The sequence below is a fragment of the Variovorax sp. DXTD-1 genome (assembly GCF_003984625.1).
Lineage (GTDB): Bacteria > Pseudomonadota > Gammaproteobacteria > Burkholderiales > Burkholderiaceae_C > Variovorax.
In genome coordinates this window covers 1-16,755 of sequence record NZ_RWKH01000019.1, presented here as the reverse complement: position 1 = coordinate 16,755, position 16,755 = coordinate 1, and the positions used below count along the sequence as shown (strand labels likewise).

Here is a 16,755-nt window from a genome sequence, read left to right as displayed (position 1 = left end):
TGAGCGCCCGGGCTTTCGCGCGGGACGCTTAGATCTTGCCGACGAGGTCGAACGACGGAGCGATGGTCTTGTCGCCTTCATTCCACTTGGCCGGACAGACTTCGTTCGGGTGAGCGGCGGTGTAGACCGCTGCCTTCAGCTTGCGCAGGGTTTCCTTGACGTCGCGGGCGATCTCGTTGGAGTGCACTTCGGCGGTCTTGATGATGCCTTCGGGGTTGATCACGAAGGTGCCGCGCAGTGCCAGGCCTTCTTCGGGGATGTGCACGCCGAAAGCATTGGTCAGCGTGTGGGTCGGGTCGCCCACCAGCGGGAACTTAGCCTTGCCCACGGCTGGCGACGTGTCGTGCCAGACCTTGTGCGAGAAGTGCGTGTCGGTGGTCACGATGTAGACCTCGGCACCCAGCTTCTGGAACTCGGGGTAGTTGTCGGCCGCGTCTTCGACTTCGGTCGGGCAGTTGAAGGTGAATGCCGCCGGCATGAAGATCAGCACGGACCATTTGCCCTTGAGCGTCTCGTCGGACACGTCGATGAACTTGCCGTTGAGATAGGCCTGGGTCTTGAAGGGTTGGACTTGGGTGTTGATCAGGGACATGTTGATTCCTTGGATGCTGCGGATGGACAAAAAAAAGTGCGAGCCATGAGTATAGCTACCAAATAAGACAAATTCATAGTAATCAGCTATCGGTTGTATCGCTGCGGCCTATGAAAACCAAAGGCGAGGTCGCCGTCGCCTCCTGCTCGAATACGAACGTGTATCACCATCAAACGCATGCAGACCAGCGGAGCATGGGATTGCTTGCAAGAGCTCGCTCGCCCCTCTCACAATCCCTACTTTCAGAACAAGGAAAACAATCATGAAGGGCGACCCCAAGGTCATCGAACATCTGCAGGCGCAGCTCAAGAACGAGCTCACCGCAATCAACCAGTATTTTCTGCACTACCGCATGCTCAAGCACTGGGGCTTGGACAAGCTGGCCAAGAAGGAATACGAGGAATCCATCGGTGAAATGAAGCACGCCGACAAGCTCATGGACCGCATCTTCATGCTGGACGGCCTGCCCAACCTGCAGGACCTGGGCAAGCTGAACATCGGTGAAGACGTGCCCGAATTGCTCGGCTGCGACCTGGGCGCCGAAACCGGCGCGCAGGCCACCATCAAGGACGGCATCGCGTACTGCGAAACCGTGCGCGACTACGTTTCACGCGACCTGCTGCAAGAAATTCTGGACGACACGGAAGAGCACATCGACTTCCTCGAAACCCAGATCGACCTGATCGACAAGGTCGGGCTGCAGAACTACCTGCAGTCGCAAATGGGCGAGATCGGCTGAATTCCGAAAAGGGGCCGCCCGGCCCCTTTCGCCGAGCAGGGCGCCGCCGTCAGGCGATGTCGCCCGGCTCTTCGGGGCGTTTGCGCCCGCTGAGCATGGCCCCGACCAGATTCTCCCGGTGCCGCCAGCTCGTGAAAGCAACGCCGGCCAGATGCAGCGCAATCAGCGCCACCAGTGTCCAGGCCAATGTGCGGTGAAGCCATTCCACCCACGCCAATCCCCAGAACATATCCAGCGAATACATCCAGCCCGTAGCGCCGACAGCCGTTACCGTGGCAAGCAAGGCGACGACCATCCAGCCGCCGAGCGGGTTGTGGCCCAGATAGCGCTTCTCGCGCCGTGCGAGCACTTCGGCCGCATAGCGCAGCACCTGCGACGGAGGCCGCACAAACTGCTTAAATTTTGCATAACGGCTTCCGAGCCATCCGCCGATGCAGCGGCCCGCAACCAGGGCCAGCGCCGCGTAGCCCGCCAGTTCATGCTGCCGCAGCCACGCCTCTCCGCTGAACCACGCCACAGCGATGGCCGCGACCAGCGCCCAATGCGTTGCGCGTAGCCAGAGCGCCCAGACCCGCGCGGACGGACGCGCTGGCACTGCAGGCACCTTGCGCATTCTCAGGACGGCTGCTTCACCTGACCGACCTTCTCGAAGGTCTTGGGATCGAAGAATGCCTCGGTGCGCTGGCCCTTCTCGTCGAAGCCGTAGACCTCGTAGCAGCCATTGAAGTTCTTGATCTGGCGAACCTTCCAGCCTTCGCCGGTCAGCTTGCGCTGCAGTTCCATTTGCGGACGCATTTCCGCCTTGGGAACCGGTGCGCATTTGACGGCGTCGTGGTCGACGAACTGGGCGGATGCCGATGCGGACCAGAAGATTGCGGCCGCGACTGCTGCGGCGGAAAAAAGTGTCTTGTTCATCATGAATGCGTTTCCTGACAGGCGGGCACCGCGCCGCGGCTCAGATGTCGAGCCACATGCGCAGCAGGTTGTGGTACGTGCTCGTGAGGCCGATCACGCCGGAGTCGGTCTCGCCATATTTGCTGCGAAGGTGGCGCAGATGGTTGTCCATTTCGAAGAGCAACCGGCGCTGCTCGTCGCTGCGCACCATGCTCTGGATCCAGAAATAGCTCGCCAGCCGATACCCCCGCGTGACGGGCAGTACCCGGTGAACGCTGGTGCCCGGATAGAGCACCATGTCGCCGGCGGCAAGCTTGACGCGCTGGGTGCCGAAGGTGTCCTCGATGACCAGTTCGCCGCCGTCATATTCACTCGGTTCGGCCAGAAACAGGGTGCACGAGATATCCGTGCGCACCCGCCCCGAGCCGTCGCGAAGAAAACGAACCGCGCTGTCCACATGATTGCCGAAGCTGTTGGAAGCGCCGCCATAGCGATTGAACAGCGGCGGTGAAATCTGCTTCGGCAGCGCGGCCGAGAAGAAAACCTGATGCCGCTCGAGGCCCCTTAGCAGCAGTTGCTGAACGGCTCGGGTTTCTTCGCAGTCTTCCCGCAACTGCTCGTTGTTCTTCGCCTTGGCGGACTGTTCGCCCGCCGTCAGGCGGCCGTCCTCCCACGGCGCCTGGCCCAGAATTTCCCTGGCCTGACGAACCTCGTCGAGCGAGAGCACTTCGCGAATGTGCAAGAGCATGTGAAAGGAAGAACGGCGTTGGCTATTCTAGGAACCCAAGAGACTTTTAGAAGCGCGCCCCGACCGTGAAGAGCACCGTACGCTTCGCACCGGCAATTGCAAAGCCCGGGTAGAGCTGATCGCCGTAGAGCTTGTTCGTCACGTTGTTCACGTTGAGCTGCGCATACAGGTCAGGCGTGAACTTGTACTCGAGCATCATGTCGCCGACCACATAACCGGGGGTGCTGTTGGCCAGGCTGGCGGCACCGGTGACGCCTTGCAGCGGCCGGTTCTCGGACGCGCCGCGCACGCCGCCTGCAATGCGCAGCTTGGGCGTGGCCTGGTAGCTGATCCATGCCGCGCCGCTGTGCTTGGGCGTCAGGCCGACGCGCGAGCCCACGGTACCGGGCGTTGCAGTGCTGCCCACCTGGTCGATGGTTGCCCTGGGAATGAAAGAGTACGAGAAATACACCTCCCACTGCGAGGTGAGGCGGCCCACCACGTCGAGCTCGAGGCCCTGGGAGTGGCGCTTGCCCGACAGCAGATAGGAGCTGCCCGCGAAGTCCGAATCGGTGGTGCGCTCGTTGGTCTTTTCGGTGCGGAAGATGGCCGCGCGCGTCGAGAGCTTGCCGTCGAGCCAGTCGAGCTTGGCGCCGAGTTCGATGTTGCGGCTCTTCTCGGGCGGCGTGCCCGCGGTCTGGGGCGACACATACTGGTAGGTGTCAGCCGACGAGTTGAAAGAGGTGCTGTACGACAGGTGATACGACTGCGTGGTCGAAGGCTGGTACAGCACGCCGGCGCGGTAGCTCCATGCGCCTTGCGACAGATGGGTGCTGGTGACGGTCGGGAACGGGCTGCCGGCGGAATAGCGCTCACGACGATCGCTGCAATTTGCCGTTTGCGTATAGCCGCGCGGTGCCGGAGTGGGCCTCACGCAGGCGGGGTTCGAATAGGTGTACTGGTCGAAATCACCGCTCAGTCGGTCGTAGCGCACGCCGCCGAGGACCTTCCAATCGGGCGCCACCTGGACCAGGTCCTGCAGGTAGATGCCGACCGACTTCGCGGAATAGGCGCTCGAATCGCGGTACACCGGCTCCACGAACGTGCCGCTCAGGCCCGCACCGTCGTTCGGCGTGCCGACGAAGGTGTTGGCTCGCGAGCCCAGCGCGCGGCCGCGGAAGCTGTTGTTGAAGAAGGCGTCATTCTGGTAGCGGCTCGCCTCCTCCTTCGAGGCGTCGACACCGGCCAGCAACTGGTGCTTCATGCCGCCCCAGTTCAGCTCCTTGCTGTAGTCGCTTTGCAGGTAGGTGCCCTTGTACTCATCCTTGCGCGGCGTCAGGCCGCTGCGCGTGAGCATCGTGTATTCGCTGAAGTTGGCCAGCGTGGTGGGGGCGCCGAACGTGGTGCTGGCCCCGGCGGCCGTCGACCATTGGTTGCGATCGAAGGTGCCCGAGCGCACCTGGGTGCGCAGTTCGCCGCCGTCGTCGAAGCGATGGAGCCACGAAGCCGTGCCGTACGTGGCCTTGCCAAGGAGCTTGTCGGCCGCGGTGCCGTAGAAGCTGCCGGGCTTGACAGGAGCGAGAGTGCCCAGGCTGCCGACCGTCGGCACGCCGGTTGCGCTGTAGCCGGTAATGCCTTGCCGACCGGTTGCCACCCAGCGGACCGCCGACAGAGGAACGTTGTCCACGTTCAGGTGGAACAGCCCCACGGTGAACTCGTTAGCCGTCCCGACGCCCCAGCTGTACGAAGGCGCAATGCCGTACTTGTCGATCTTGGCACCGCCGTTGTCGGCCTTGTTCCACATTGCGTTGATTCGCAATGCCGAAGTTTCGCCCGTGCGAACGTTGAAGTCCGCCGTGGTGCGGTAGTAGCCGCGCGAGCCGACCGTGGCTTCCACGTCGGTCTGGTCGGCCAGCAAGGGCTTCTTCGAGACCTGGTTGATCACGCCGCCGGTGGAACCGCGTCCGAAAATCATCGAAGCGGAGCCGCGCAGCACCTCGATGCGCTCCAGGTTGAAGGTGTCGCGGTCGTATTGCGAAGGGTCACGCATGCCGTCGATCAGCAGGTCGCCCACGGTGGCCACGGGGAAACCACGCAGCCGGATGTCCTGGTCGGTGCCGTTCTCCGTTGCCGCGAAGGTAATGCCGGCCGAATAGTGCAAGGCATCCTTGAGGGTGTCGAGCTTGACGTCGTCGATCAGCTTTTCGGTGATGACATTGATCGACTGGGGAATATCGCGGATTTCTTGCGTTCCCTTGCCGATGTTGGTCTTCTTGGTCTGGACCTGGTCCTTGCCCTGCGCTTCGGCCTGCTCGGTCACCGTGACGGTTCCGAGCGTGCCGCCCTGCACCGTGGCCGGCGGGGTCTGCGCCCAACTGCTGACCGAAGCGGCCAGCATCAGTGCGCCAAAAGGCAGCACAGCCGCTTCTCGCGGCAGACTGCCGGTGGCGGAAACAGAAGAAGACTTGGGGCGCGACACACGAGCGCGCCGACCGGCAACATTGGACAAGATGACCTCCCAGAAAGCCAAACGGCTGGTTTGTATGGCTGGCTGGGACCGACGTTTACCGGTAGTGGCTTGCCGAAATTTGGCTGGAGTGTAGTGCGAACGTAGTCGCAATCATTCGCACTTAGATTTGTTTGTTGCAAAAATGCGACTTTCTCCCAACACAGTACGAAAGACCTCTCGCCGGGATAGTTATTGAAAATGCGAGAGATTCGTATTTATAATCGGCCCGAACCCAAACCAGCCAGCCACTGCCGCTTTCACCACCATGATCGTTTGCGTCTGCCGCCGAGTCTCCGACCGTGAAATCGCACGTCACGTGCGGGCCGGAATGACTTTCGACGAAGTGCAATTCGAGCTTGGCGTGGCCACCCAGTGTGGTCAATGTGAAGGCTGTGCGCGCGATATCGTCGCGCAGTGCAGCGCCTCGCATCCGGTCGCCGCGTTGAACCGCGAATCGGGAACGAGTGCGATCCAGCTTGCCACCTCCATTTCGGAAAGCAAGGCATGGAACTCTTCTCGGCGCTCTGCGGCAGCCTGATCCTTGTTGCAGGCTCGGTCTGGTGGATCTTTCGTAAGTAAACAGTAGTCGTAGCGGTTTTGCTGCAATCGGGGCACGTTCCGTGCGTGCCCGCATTCGAATTGGTTGATCGTGTCTGACCGCTTTGCCCCCCCTCCTTCCGTTCTGAGCCTCTCGCGCAATGCACTCATTGCCGGAGGCGTGATCCTGTTTCATGCAGCCGCGCTGTGGGCGCTGCAAAGCGGCCTGTTGCGCCGCGCTGCCGAAGTGGTGATTCCCGTCGAAATATTGAGCCAGTTCGTCGAACCGCCCAAGCCGGCCGAACCGCAGCCTCCCCCGCCACCGCCGCCGCCCCAGCGCAAGCCCGAGGCCGTCAAGCCTCCGCCCCGCCCGGTGGCAATTCGCGAGCCCAAGCCGACACCCGCCCCCAGTGCGCCGGTGGGCGTGACCGAGCCGCCTCCTCCCGCACCTCCGGTCGAGGCGCCGGCGCCACCTGCCCCGCCCGCCCCGCCGCCCGCGCCCCCTGCCCCACCGGCACCGCGGATGATCGAGATCTCCGAAGGCCAGACCCGCTACGTCAGGGAGCCCAAGCTGGTATTTCCGAGCATGAGCAAGCGCCTCGGCGAGTCGGGAACCACCGTCGTCTCGATCTACTTCGACAGCGAAGGCTTCGCCAAGCGGGTCGAACTCTACAAGTCCAGCGGATTCGAACGGCTGGACGAAGCCGCGCTGAGCGCCGCCCGCACGGCCCAGGTCACGCCCTTCAGGCAAACGGGAGGCAACGCACAGACGACCTACCTGCTGCGGGCGCCCTTCTCATTCAAATTGAACTAATTTTTCTCTGGAGCAACTTCGTATGGAATCCCAATTCGGCTTGATGAACGTCTGGAACCAGGGCGATTTCGTCACCAAGGCCGTCGCGGTGCTGTTGATCGGCATGTCGCTCGCCTCGTGGATCGTGATCGTCGTCAAGGCCCTCGACGTCATCAAATACAAGCGCCTTGCCAAGCACTCGCAGGACTTCTGGCACAGCGAAGACTTTGCAACCGCGCTGAACAAGCTCGGTAAGGACGACAGCAACCCGTTCCGCGCGCTGGCGCTCGAAGGCCGCGAAGCGGCTGCGCACCACCGCAACACCAAGGCCCATCTGCACGATGCGCTCGATGTGAGCGACTGGATCACGCGCGCACTGCGCAACGGCATCGACGCTTTCACGGCGCGCCTGCAAACCGGCCTTGCCATCCTGGCTTCCGTCGGCTCGACCGCGCCATTCATCGGCCTCTTCGGCACGGTGTGGGGCATCTATCACGCGCTCATGAGCATCGGCTCGGCCGGCCAGGCCACCATCGACAAGGTGGCGGGCCCCATCGGCGAGGCGCTGATCATGACGGCGCTGGGCCTGGCGGTGGCCATTCCGGCGGTGCTGGGCTACAACGCGCTGGTGCGCGGCAACAAGTTCGTGCTGACCAAGCTCAACAGCTTTGCCCATGACCTGCACGCCTACTTCGTGACCGGTGCGCGCGTGCAGAGCGGCAGTGGCGACGCCATCGTGGTTCCGCTCAAGAAGGGCTGAGCATCATGGCTTTCGGTACCCAGGACGAACCCGATGAGGTGATGAACGAGATCAACATGACGCCGCTGGTCGACGTCATGCTGGTGCTGCTCATCATCTTCATCATCACCGTGCCGGTGATGAAACACGCGGTCAACATCGACCTCCCCCGCGCCACCAGCGAGCCCGAGCAGGCCAAGCCGGAGAACATCCTCTTCAGCATTTCTGCCCAGGGCGACTACTACTGGAACGAACAGAAGATCGCGGACGGCGAGTTGCCTGGCCGGCTCGCGGCCGAAGCCGCCAAGAACCCGCAGCCCGAGCTGCACATCCGCGGCGACAAGGAAGTGCGCTACGAGCGCGTGGCCAAGGCAATGTCGGCGGCCCGCGAGGCCGGCGTGCGCAAGATCGGCTTCATTACCGAGCCGGACGCGAAATAAGTCACTGAAATCAGTGAATGACCCCAAAAAAAGTTGATCGCCGCGATTGACTTTTTATTGCGAATCATTATCATTCACTCATCGCTTCGATAAGGGGAATTTCAGATGCAAGCCAAACCGAACGCCTTTTCTGTTCTGAGCCATCCGTCGCTCGACCAATCGGGTGGTGGCGGACATGCGTCCATCCAGGCTCCCCGACCGGCGCCGATGGTCGAAAGCACGGAGCTTCTCAAGGGAAGCAAGACCGTGGGCATCATGCACAACGGCTCCCTCTATCGTCTTCAGGCGACCAAACTCGGCAAGCTGATTCTTACCAAGTAAGCATCAGCCCGCCCTTCACGCAAGTTTCATCGTGGGGCGACTCCAGGAGATTCATCTCCGAAGGGTCGTTTTTTGCTAGCCAACGGTTCGCCGACTAGCCAAGCTTTTTTTCACGCTGGATACCCGAAAAGAAAACGCCGACCTTGAAGTCGGCGTTTTGCTTTCAGCGGGACACAGCCCCGCTGGACGAGTTACTTCAAAGGCCGAGCGCTGCGATACCCGCCTTGGCAATCTGCGCATCTTCGTTCGACTTCACGCCGCTCACGCCCACGGCGCCGATCACCTGGCCGTCCTTCACGATGGGCACACCGCCCTCCAGCAGGCCCTGCACGGCCGGTGCCGTGAGAAACGCGGTGCGGCCGCCGTTGATGATGTCTTCGTAGACCTTGCTCTCGCGGCGGCCCATGGCTGCCGTATGGGCCTTGGCCGGGGCAATGTGCGAAGACAAGGCCGCAGCCCCGTCCAGGCGCTGGAGCCAGAGCAGGTTGCCTGCGTCGTCCGAAATGGCGATGGTGACGGCCCAGTTGTTCTTGAGGGCTTCGGCTTCCGCGGCTGCGGCAATGGCCTTGACGTCGGCGAGTTCGAGGAAGGACTTGGTCTTCATTTGGAGCGTCGGTTGCGTTAAACCCAAGAGCATAACGGCCAAAGAGCCGGCCGCTCCCGGCGCCCTTAGGACCATCATCCATACGGTCTTTGTATCACCCCCTCTTGCAGAACCCTAGAATGCGCCCAACTGCGTCAGTGCAGCAACCAAAGGAGCTACTGCCATGAACGACCGCGTGACCACCCTCGACACTTCCACCGGCTACGGCCAGGTGCTGCCGCAGGCTGAGCGCCAACGCGTCCTGCGCAACACCTACTGGCTGCTCGCCCTGAGCCTGCTGCCCACCGTGCTGGGCGCATGGATCGGCGTCAGCACCGGCATTACTCGCTCGCTCACGGGCGGCCTGGGCCTCATCGTTTTCCTCGGCGGCGCCTTCGGCTTCATGTTCGCCATCGAGAAAACCAAGAACTCGGCCGCCGGCGTGCCGGTGCTGCTGGCCTTCACCTTCTTCATGGGCCTGATGCTGTCGCGGCTCATCGCAATGGTGCTGGGCTTCAAGAACGGCTCCGAGCTCATCATGACCGCGTTCGGCGGCACCGCCGGCGTGTTCTTCGTGATGGCTTCGCTGGCCACCGTGATCAAGCGCGACCTGTCCGGCATGGGCAAGTGGCTCTTCGTCGGCGCCATGGTGCTGATGGTGGGCGCCATCATCAATGTCTTCGTCGGCTCGAGCGCCGGCATGATGGCCATCTCGGTGGCCGCCATCGGCATCTTCTCGGCCTTCATGCTCTATGACCTGAAGCAGATCATGGACGGCGGCGAAACCAACTACATCAGCGCCACGCTCGCGCTTTACCTGGACTTGTTCAACGTGTTCCAGAGCCTGCTGGCCCTGCTGGGCATTGCCGGCGGCGAACGCGACTGATTGACTCGAACGAAGGCGCTCCGCGGCGCCAACCAAAAGGGCCCTGTCGGGCCCTTTTTTCATGCCAGATCGAACACCGCAATCGACTCGACATGCGCCGTGTGCGGAAACATGTTGATCACTCCGGCAAAGGTGCACCGGTACCCGGCCTGATGCACGAGCAGGCCGGCATCGCGCGCCAGGGTGGACGGATTGCAGCTCACATACACGATGCGCTTCGGCGGCGTCCAGCCGTCTGTTCGCAGCTCGGGCTGCAGGTGCAGGTCGGCCATGGCCTTGGCAAGCGCAAAGGCGCCTTCGCGCGGCGGGTCGACCAGCCACTTGTCCGCGCTGCCGTCGGCCACCAGCATGGCGGGCGTCATTTCAAAGAGATTGCGCGCCACGAACCGAGTTGGCGAAAGCGCCCGCCTAGCCAGCGTGGCAGGTTGATTCTTCCTGAAGTTGTCGCCCGCGCGCGCCACCAGGGTGTCGCTGCCTTCGATGCCCAGAACCTCGCGCGCACGGCTGGCAAGCGGCAGGGTGAAATTGCCCAGCCCGCAGAACCAGTCGATCACTCGCTCTTGCGGCTGCACATCGAGAAGGCGCAGCGCCTTGCCCACCAGCGCGCGATTGATGTGCGGATTGACCTGCGTGAAATCGGTCGGCTTGAACGGCATGGTGACGCCGAACTCGGGCAGTTCGTAGGACAGCGGCGTGCCGCCCTCTTCCAGCAGCTTCACTGTTTCGGGGCCCTTGGCCTGCAGCCACCATTGAACGCCCGGGTTCTGCGCCGCGAACGCCTTCAAGCGGCTGATGTCCGCGCTGGACAGCGGCTCCAGGTGCCTGAGCACCAGCGCGATCGTGCCGAGCGTGGTCGTCCCCGGCGCATCGCCGCAGGCAAGCTCGATCTGCGGGCACGTTTCGCGTGCATCCATCGAGCCGATCAGTTCGCGCAGCGGCATCAGCATGTCGCTGACCTGCTTCGGCAGCACCGGGCACACCTGCATGTCGGCAAGATACCGGCTCTTGCGCTCGTGAAAGCCGATCAGCACCGTGCCCTTCTTGACCACATGGCGCACCGAGAGCCGGGCGCGGTAGCGGTAATGCCAGGCCGGCCCTTCCATCGGCCGCAACACGTTTTCAGGGCGCACCTTGCCGAGATGCCACAGGTTGTCTTCCAGTGCGCGCTGCTTCACCGCCACCTGCGCCGCGGCGTCCAGATGCTGCATCTTGCAGCCGCCGCAGGCACCGGTGTGCAGCCCGAAGTGCGGGCAGCCCGGGCGCACGCGTTGCGACGATTCACGCCGGATGGCGGTGACCGTGCCTTGCTCCCAGTTGTTCTTGCGCCGGTGCACGTTGAACTGCACTTCCTCGAAAGGCAAGGCGCCCTCGATGAACACGACCATGCCCTGGGCGTTGTGCGCGACGCCCTGCGCGTCCAGGTCGAGCGACTCGACCTTGAGCCATTCGTCCGGGGCGCTGGCCGGGGTCTTCCCGGCCGTTTTCGTGGGGACTTTCTTTTCTTCAGTGGATTCCGTCATGTCCCGATTGTCTCAGCGCCGGCCCGGCCTCCCGCGGCTGCGCCGGCGCCGCCTAGAACAAGGCGTCGCGGCCCACGCCTGAGCGGACCAACTGGCGGCGCATCTTGGCGAGCGCCTCGTTCTGGATCTGCCTCACGCGCTCGCGCGTCAGGCCGAGCCGGACACTCAGCACCTCGAGCGTTTCGGGCTCCCGGTCGTGCAAGCCGTAGCGGCCTTCGAGCACCTCGCGCTCGCGCGCATCGAGTGCATGAACCCATTGGTCGAGCAGGCGTTCGACCTCGTGCGTGTGGGTCACGTCAGTCGGGTCGCTTCGCTCGTCGTCGGAGGCCACGGTGTCGGCCAAGGTAAAGCCCTCGTCGTGCGCGTCGCCGCCATCCAGGGAGCGCGGCGCCTCCGCAAGCGCCAGCAGCTCCGCCACCGCCTGCACTTCGCGCCCCAGAAACGCGGCGATGTCTTCCACCCGCACACCGTCGGGCCGGTTCGCCAGGAAGTCTGAATCGCCTTCGAGTGCGCGGCGAGCCCGCAGCACCTGCTGCAGCTCGCGCACCACCTGCACGGGCAGGCGGATTGCACGTGCCTGCGTCATGACGGCCCGCTCGACCGATTGCCGGATCCACCACGTCGCGTAGGTGGAAAAGCGAAAGCCGCGCTCGGGTTCGAACTTGGTGATCGCATGCATCAGGCCGAGGTTGCCTTCCTCGATCAGATCGGAAAGCGGCACGCCGCGGCCCAGATAGGCCTTGGCGATGTTCACAACGAGCCGCAGGTTGTGTTCGATCATCGATTGCCGCGCTGCAAAGTCGCCGGCGCGGGCAGCGCATGCGGCCTGGTATTCCTGCTCGGGTGTGAAGAGTTCGGTGCGCCGAACCTGCCGCAGGTAGATGGTCAGGGCATCCGCGCCCTCGCCGCCTAGTGGTTCGGCAACCGCAATCGGGTCTGCGGCAGCGCGGCTGTGCCTTGCGGGCGTGCTCTCTGGATTGTTGTCTGCGGCCGCTTCTTCGCCCTTGCCCGCCGACCGGCGCACAGGCAGTGTGCGACGGGGGCGAGAGGCGGCCATGGCATTACCGGCTCGGCAGGTAGCGTGCCGGATCGACAGGCTTGCCCTGGCGACGGATTTCGAAGTGCAGCTTGACGCGGTCCGCGTCGCTGTTGCCCATTTCGGCGATCTTCTGTCCCTTTTGCACCGACTGGTCTTCCTTCACGAGCAGCGTCTGGTTGTGCGCATACGCCGTGAGGTAGGTGTTGTTGTGCTTCAGGATGATCAGGTTGCCGTAGCCGCGCAGGCCTGCGCCTGCATAGACCACGCGGCCATCGGCCGCGGCCAGGACCGCATCGCCGGCTTTGCCGCCGATATCGAAGCCCTTGTTCTTGGCGTCGTCGAACCCAGCGATGAGCGTGCCGTGCGCGGGCCAGATCCAACCGAGATCCTCGTCCCCCGAATTGGCGGCAGGGGCCGATGGCGATGCGGTGACTGGCGGCTTGCTGGCCGCCGCGCTCGCGGGCGCCGCGGGCAACACCGCGGGCGGCGTCACAGGCTTGGTTACGGCGCCCTCGGTGGGAGCGGCCGCAGCCGCCACGGTGGTGGAGGTCGGCCCCACCGGAGGAACCACGCGCAGCACCTGGCCGACTTCGATCAGGTCGGGATTCTCGAGATTGTTCCAGCGAGCGATGTTCTGCCAGCTTTGGCCGGTCTCGTTTCCGATGCGGCGAATCGTGTCGCCGGGGCGCACGGCGTAATAGCCCGGCTTTCCATAGTTCTCGATGCCGGGAAGCGGCTTGCCCGACGCATCGGTGGTGATGAGCGGGCCTCCGGGTGCCGCATTGGGCGCGCGCGTCATCGTGCCACGGTCTTCGACCGGCGCCGGCCCTCGCGGTGCGGCGCAGCCCGCGATCACGAGCACAACGGCCAACGTGATACCAGCGCACCAACTCCGATTGCCAAAACCCTGCATGTGTTGTTCCTTCAAGCGATGCCCGATTTTAGGGGGACAAAGTGAACCGCCTCAAGAATGCGGCGTTCCAGTCCACGGGCGGTTTTATCGATGACGACGAGGGCCTGTCCGCCCCCCGCCGATTGGGTGGGCGCGACGATGCGTCCGCCCACGGCGAGTTGATCGGTCCAGGCTTGCGGGACCGCTTCGCCGCCTGCGGCGGCGATGATTCCTGCGTAAGGCGCACCCTTGGCGTAGCCAACCATGCCGTCGCCGAGCATCAGGTGCACGGTCGCGAGCCGGAAGTGCCGCAGGTTGGCGCGCGCCCGCTCGTGCAGCCCGCGCAAGCGCTCGATGCTGTAGACCTCCGTGGCCACGTGGTTCAGCACCGCAGCCTGGTAGCCGCAACCGGTGCCGATTTCGAGCACGCGCCCGAGGCGGTCTTGCGGCTTGCCCACCAAGGCAGGCGCACCCAGCAGAAGCTCGATCATGCGAGCCACCACGCTGGGCTTGGAAATGGTCTGGCCCAGCCCGATGGGCAGGCTCGTGTCTTCGTAGGCCTGGTTGACCAGCGCACTGTCGACAAAACGATGCCGCTCCACCGCACCCAGCGCCCGCAGCACGCGGGGGTCGGCAATGCCTTGGGCGGCGAGCTTCTGCACCATGCGTGCGCGCACGGCGTCGGAAGCCATCGAGGGCGTGGCCGGCACCAGAGGCTTGGCCGGCACGGCGGGCATGCGCCCTCGCGTGGCAGCCGATGCGGTGGGTGTCAGGCGAACCGGGAAACCAGGCCGTTGCGTGGCCATGCTCAGTTGCCGAGACGGGCGACCGTCTCGCGCCATTGCCCCAAATTGGCGTGGTCGGTCAGGTCGATCTGCAGCGGCGTCAGCGCAACGTGGCCGGCGGCGGTTGCGTGAAAGTCGGTGCCCTCGCCGCTGTCCTTGGCGCTCCCGGCGCCCGCAATCCAGTACATCGTTTCGCCGCGCGGGCTTTCCTGCGTAATCACCTTTTCCGCCGCGTGGCGGCGGCCGAGCCGGCAAACCTTAATCGGCTTGAGCTCCTCGAACGGCCGGTTCGGCACATTCACGTTGAGCAGGAAGGCGCCGCCTTCGATCATGCGCTCGCTCTCAATCCGCTGAACCAGCCGGCGCGCCACCTGCGCGGCCGCGTCGACATGGGCCCAGCCCTTTTCGATCTGCGAGAACGCAATGGCCGGAATGCCGAACAGGTACGCCTCCATTGCCGCGCCCACGGTGCCCGAGTAGATGGTGTCGTCGCCCATGTTGGCGCCGTTGTTGATGCCGGACACCACCAGGTCGGGCCGGTAGTCGAGCAGCCCCTTGAGCGCGATATGAACGCAATCGGCCGGGGTGCCCGTGACGTAGCGAAAACCGTTGTGCGCCTTGTGCACGTAGAGCGGCGCGGCCAGGGTCAGCGCATTCGACTTGGCGCTGTTGTTGTGCTCGGGTGCAACCACCTCGACATCGGCGATGTCTTTCAGGGCGTCGTGCAATGCGACGATGCCCGGCGCCTGAAAGCCATCGTCATTGGAAATAAGTATCTTCATGGTGCTTCTGGGTGCCCCGGATTGTAGGCGCCGGGTGCGTCGCAGCAGGGACAACGGTGCCCTGCCGCGCCCCCTATCATCGCCTCGCATTCATCGCCCACACACGACTCATCCAAGGAGACCCGAGCATGCACGCATGGCTTTGCGAAAACCCCACCGGCGTCGATGCGCTGACCTGGAAGGAACTGCCCACACCAACGCCGGGTCCGGGCCAGGTGCTGATCGAAATCAGGGCCGCCAGTCTCAATTTCCCCGATCTGCTGATCGTCCAGAACAAGTACCAGATCAAGCCGCCCCTGCCCTTCGTGCCCGGCTCGGAATATGCCGGCATCGTCCAGGCGGTGGGCGAAGGCGTCACGCACCTCTCGGTCGGGCAGAACGTGGCGTGCCTTTCGGGCACCGGCGGCTTCGCAACCCACACGCTGGCGCCGGCCGCGCTGTGCATGCCGCTGCCGGAAGGTTTCGGTTACGTCGACGCGGCGGCGTTCATCATGATCTATGCCACCTCGTGGCATGCGCTGATGGACCGGGCGCAACTCAAGGCCGGGGAAACCGTGCTCGTGCTCGGTGCCGCCGGCGGCGTGGGCACCGCGGCCATACAAATCGCAAAGGCAGCGGGCGCAAAAGTGATTGCGGCAGCTTCCACAGATGAGAAATGCGAACTCTGCCGCTCCATTGGCGCCGATGCCACCATCAACTACACGACGCATGCACTTCCCAACGGTTTTCGCGATGCCATCAAGGCCGCGACCGACGGCAAGGGCCCCGACATCATTTACGACCCGGTCGGCGGCGATTTTGCCGAGCCGGCATTTCGCTCGATTGGCTGGCGTGGTCGCTATTTGGTGGTCGGCTTTGCCTCTGGCCCGATTCCATCGTTGCCCTTGAATCTGACCCTGCTGAAAGGCGCTTCGCTGGTCGGTGTGTTCTGGGGCGATTTCGCCAAGCGCGAGCCCAAGGCCAATGCACAAATGATGGCCGAATTGGCACACTGGTACGGTCAAGGAAAGATCAAGCCGGTGATCGACAGCACGATGCCGATGGCAGAATTGAAAGCAGCCTACGCCCACATGGGTTCACGTGGCGTCAAAGGAAAACTCGTCATGGTGAACTGAGCGCCTTTGCGCCGCGTTGGTTCCATCCATGCAATAAAAAAGCCCGCGGATGCGGGCTTTTTTATTGGCCGGAGGCCCTGTCGGACGTTTACTTGATCTCGAACTCGGAAAGCGACTTGCCGGCGGCCAACGCTTCGGTCACCCAACGCGGCTTGCGGCCGCGGCCACCAGACCAGGTTTCGCCGCTTGGGCCGCGGTATTTGGCCGCTGCCTTGGTCCCGGGTGCTCCGGCACCGCGCTTGACCGAGCCGACGCGTCCGCTGAGTTTCAGATCGGACGCCGTCAAACCGTATTCGGCAATCTTCTTGCGCACCTCTTCAATGACGCCCGCACGTTCTTGGTTGCGAAGGTCTTCGGCCTGCTTGCGCAATTGCGCAATCAGCTCGTCGTGCTTCTTGATCTGGGAATTGATATCGGCAAGGGTCGAAGCCATTGTGGACTCCTGAAAATTGGAAACGGGGCGGATTTTAATTCAATTCCAATTTAAAACAAGCATGCCGGTACCAGAAAAACCCGGGGCGCACCGTTAGTTTGCGGCAGCGCACAATGCAAGCGCACTTGGCTCGCGCGTTCTTATCGAACAAAAAGAGGGAATACAAGGGGGTTAAGCCCCAACGGCAGCAACAGCCGGAAATGACAACGCCGGGGCTGGCCCGGCGTTGATGTCCCTTGGACGCTATTGCGCAATAGCAGTCAGGGGAGGTATTTGGGGTGGCTGATGGGACTCGAACCCACGACGACCAGAATCACAATCTGGGACTCTACCAGCTGAGCTACAGCCACCGAAGAGCCCGCAATTGTAGCGTCAAAAACTCCTGTTTTCGCCACCAAGGCATTCAAAGGCGCTTGAAACCCTGCTTAG

Annotated in this window: 20 protein-coding genes and 1 tRNA gene; 8 read left to right on the top strand and 13 right to left on the bottom strand. The window is 63.4% G+C overall.

All coding sequences use genetic code 11. The features are described from left to right. Positions 1-28: 28 nt before the first annotated feature. Entirely contained in the window at positions 29-592 is a 564-nt protein-coding gene (gene ahpC, locus EJI00_RS17960) for an alkyl hydroperoxide reductase subunit C (RefSeq protein WP_007830764.1), read from the bottom strand. A gap of 262 nt (positions 593-854) precedes the next feature. Between ahpC and bfr the strand changes: the two genes are divergently transcribed. Further along, entirely contained in the window at positions 855-1,331 is a 477-nt protein-coding gene (gene bfr, locus EJI00_RS17955) for a bacterioferritin (RefSeq protein ID WP_126748857.1), read from the top strand. A 49-nt stretch (positions 1,332-1,380) separates the two neighbouring features. Here bfr and EJI00_RS17950 read toward each other — a convergent pair whose 3' ends face one another. From EJI00_RS17950 to EJI00_RS17935, 4 genes are read right to left on the bottom strand one after another with little or no spacing between them, the layout of a single operon-like run. Next, the gene (locus EJI00_RS17950) at positions 1,381-1,944 is read right to left on the bottom strand and encodes a cytochrome b/b6 domain-containing protein (protein ID WP_260590768.1); all 564 of its coding nucleotides are present in this window, start codon (positions 1,942-1,944) and stop codon (positions 1,381-1,383) included. A 2-nt stretch (positions 1,945-1,946) separates the two neighbouring features. After that, positions 1,947-2,249 (bottom strand): PepSY domain-containing protein, encoded by a 303-nt coding sequence (locus EJI00_RS17945; RefSeq protein ID WP_260590767.1) that lies wholly within the window; start codon positions 2,247-2,249, stop codon positions 1,947-1,949. Between the two features lie 37 nt (positions 2,250-2,286). Then, on the bottom strand, positions 2,287-2,973 hold the full coding sequence (locus EJI00_RS17940; protein ID WP_126748856.1) for a Fe2+-dependent dioxygenase: 687 nt from the start codon (positions 2,971-2,973) through the stop codon (positions 2,287-2,289). A 46-nt stretch (positions 2,974-3,019) separates the two neighbouring features. Beyond that, on the bottom strand, positions 3,020-5,461 hold the full coding sequence (locus EJI00_RS17935) for a TonB-dependent receptor (RefSeq protein WP_260590766.1): 2,442 nt from the start codon (positions 5,459-5,461) through the stop codon (positions 3,020-3,022). 265 nt (positions 5,462-5,726) lie between these two features. Between EJI00_RS17935 and EJI00_RS17930 the strand changes: the two genes are divergently transcribed. The 5 genes from EJI00_RS17930 (at position 5,727) to hemP (ending at position 8,291) form a co-directional block, all read left to right on the top strand. After that, on the top strand, positions 5,727-5,999 hold the full coding sequence (locus tag EJI00_RS17930; RefSeq protein WP_082517598.1) for a bacterioferritin-associated ferredoxin: 273 nt from the start codon (positions 5,727-5,729) through the stop codon (positions 5,997-5,999). Between the two features lie 108 nt (positions 6,000-6,107). Beyond that, entirely contained in the window at positions 6,108-6,812 is a 705-nt protein-coding gene (locus EJI00_RS17925) for an energy transducer TonB (RefSeq protein WP_409514031.1), read from the top strand. Between the two features lie 22 nt (positions 6,813-6,834). Continuing rightward, a complete protein-coding gene (locus EJI00_RS17920) occupies positions 6,835-7,551 on the top strand; it encodes a MotA/TolQ/ExbB proton channel family protein (protein WP_126748854.1) in 717 nt (238 codons plus the stop codon). A gap of 5 nt (positions 7,552-7,556) precedes the next feature. Further along, positions 7,557-7,970: an ExbD/TolR family protein gene (locus EJI00_RS17915; RefSeq protein ID WP_126748853.1), complete on the top strand. Its 414-nt coding sequence runs from the start codon at positions 7,557-7,559 to the stop codon at positions 7,968-7,970. 105 nt (positions 7,971-8,075) lie between these two features. Continuing rightward, a complete protein-coding gene (gene hemP, locus EJI00_RS17910) occupies positions 8,076-8,291 on the top strand; it encodes a hemin uptake protein HemP (protein WP_126748852.1) in 216 nt (71 codons plus the stop codon). Between the two features lie 196 nt (positions 8,292-8,487). Here hemP and EJI00_RS17905 read toward each other — a convergent pair whose 3' ends face one another. Further along, the gene (locus EJI00_RS17905) at positions 8,488-8,895 is read right to left on the bottom strand and encodes a GlcG/HbpS family heme-binding protein (RefSeq protein ID WP_028258861.1); all 408 of its coding nucleotides are present in this window, start codon (positions 8,893-8,895) and stop codon (positions 8,488-8,490) included. Positions 8,896-9,058: 163 nt separating this feature from the next. Here EJI00_RS17905 and EJI00_RS17900 point away from each other — a divergent pair, with 163 nt between their 5' ends. Further along, entirely contained in the window at positions 9,059-9,760 is a 702-nt protein-coding gene (locus tag EJI00_RS17900; RefSeq protein ID WP_126748851.1) for a Bax inhibitor-1/YccA family protein, read from the top strand. A 59-nt stretch (positions 9,761-9,819) separates the two neighbouring features. On the opposite strand, the gene rlmD is transcribed toward EJI00_RS17900, so the two are convergent. Genes rlmD through surE form a run of 5 tightly spaced genes read right to left on the bottom strand, consistent with a single transcriptional unit; the run spans position 9,820 to position 14,778 of the window. Beyond that, on the bottom strand, positions 9,820-11,280 hold the full coding sequence (rlmD, locus tag EJI00_RS17895) for a 23S rRNA (uracil(1939)-C(5))-methyltransferase RlmD (RefSeq protein WP_126748850.1): 1,461 nt from the start codon (positions 11,278-11,280) through the stop codon (positions 9,820-9,822). A 52-nt stretch (positions 11,281-11,332) separates the two neighbouring features. Further along, positions 11,333-12,337: a sigma-70 family RNA polymerase sigma factor gene (locus EJI00_RS17890; protein WP_126748849.1), complete on the bottom strand. Its 1,005-nt coding sequence runs from the start codon at positions 12,335-12,337 to the stop codon at positions 11,333-11,335. 4 nt (positions 12,338-12,341) lie between these two features. Beyond that, positions 12,342-13,232 (bottom strand): peptidoglycan DD-metalloendopeptidase family protein, encoded by an 891-nt coding sequence (locus EJI00_RS17885; RefSeq protein ID WP_126748848.1) that lies wholly within the window; start codon positions 13,230-13,232, stop codon positions 12,342-12,344. Between the two features lie 11 nt (positions 13,233-13,243). Continuing rightward, positions 13,244-14,017, bottom strand: a complete 774-nt coding sequence (locus EJI00_RS17880; protein ID WP_126748847.1) for a protein-L-isoaspartate(D-aspartate) O-methyltransferase — start codon at positions 14,015-14,017, stop codon at positions 13,244-13,246. A 2-nt stretch (positions 14,018-14,019) separates the two neighbouring features. Continuing rightward, positions 14,020-14,778, bottom strand: coding sequence for a 5'/3'-nucleotidase SurE (surE, locus tag EJI00_RS17875; protein WP_126748846.1), 759 nt, complete (start codon positions 14,776-14,778; stop codon positions 14,020-14,022). A 128-nt stretch (positions 14,779-14,906) separates the two neighbouring features. On the opposite strand from surE, the gene EJI00_RS17870 reads away from it, so the two are divergent. Next, positions 14,907-15,893 carry an NADPH:quinone oxidoreductase family protein gene (locus EJI00_RS17870; RefSeq protein WP_126748845.1) on the top strand — a complete coding sequence of 329 codons (987 nt, stop codon included), beginning with the start codon at positions 14,907-14,909 and terminating at the stop codon, positions 15,891-15,893. Positions 15,894-15,981: 88 nt separating this feature from the next. Here the strand turns inward: EJI00_RS17870 and EJI00_RS17865 are convergent, their stop codons facing one another. Then, positions 15,982-16,326, bottom strand: coding sequence for an H-NS family nucleoid-associated regulatory protein (locus EJI00_RS17865; RefSeq protein WP_126748844.1), 345 nt, complete (start codon positions 16,324-16,326; stop codon positions 15,982-15,984). A gap of 274 nt (positions 16,327-16,600) precedes the next feature. Then, positions 16,601-16,676: transfer RNA gene (locus EJI00_RS17860), tRNA-His, on the bottom strand. Positions 16,677-16,755: the final 79 nt, after the last annotated feature.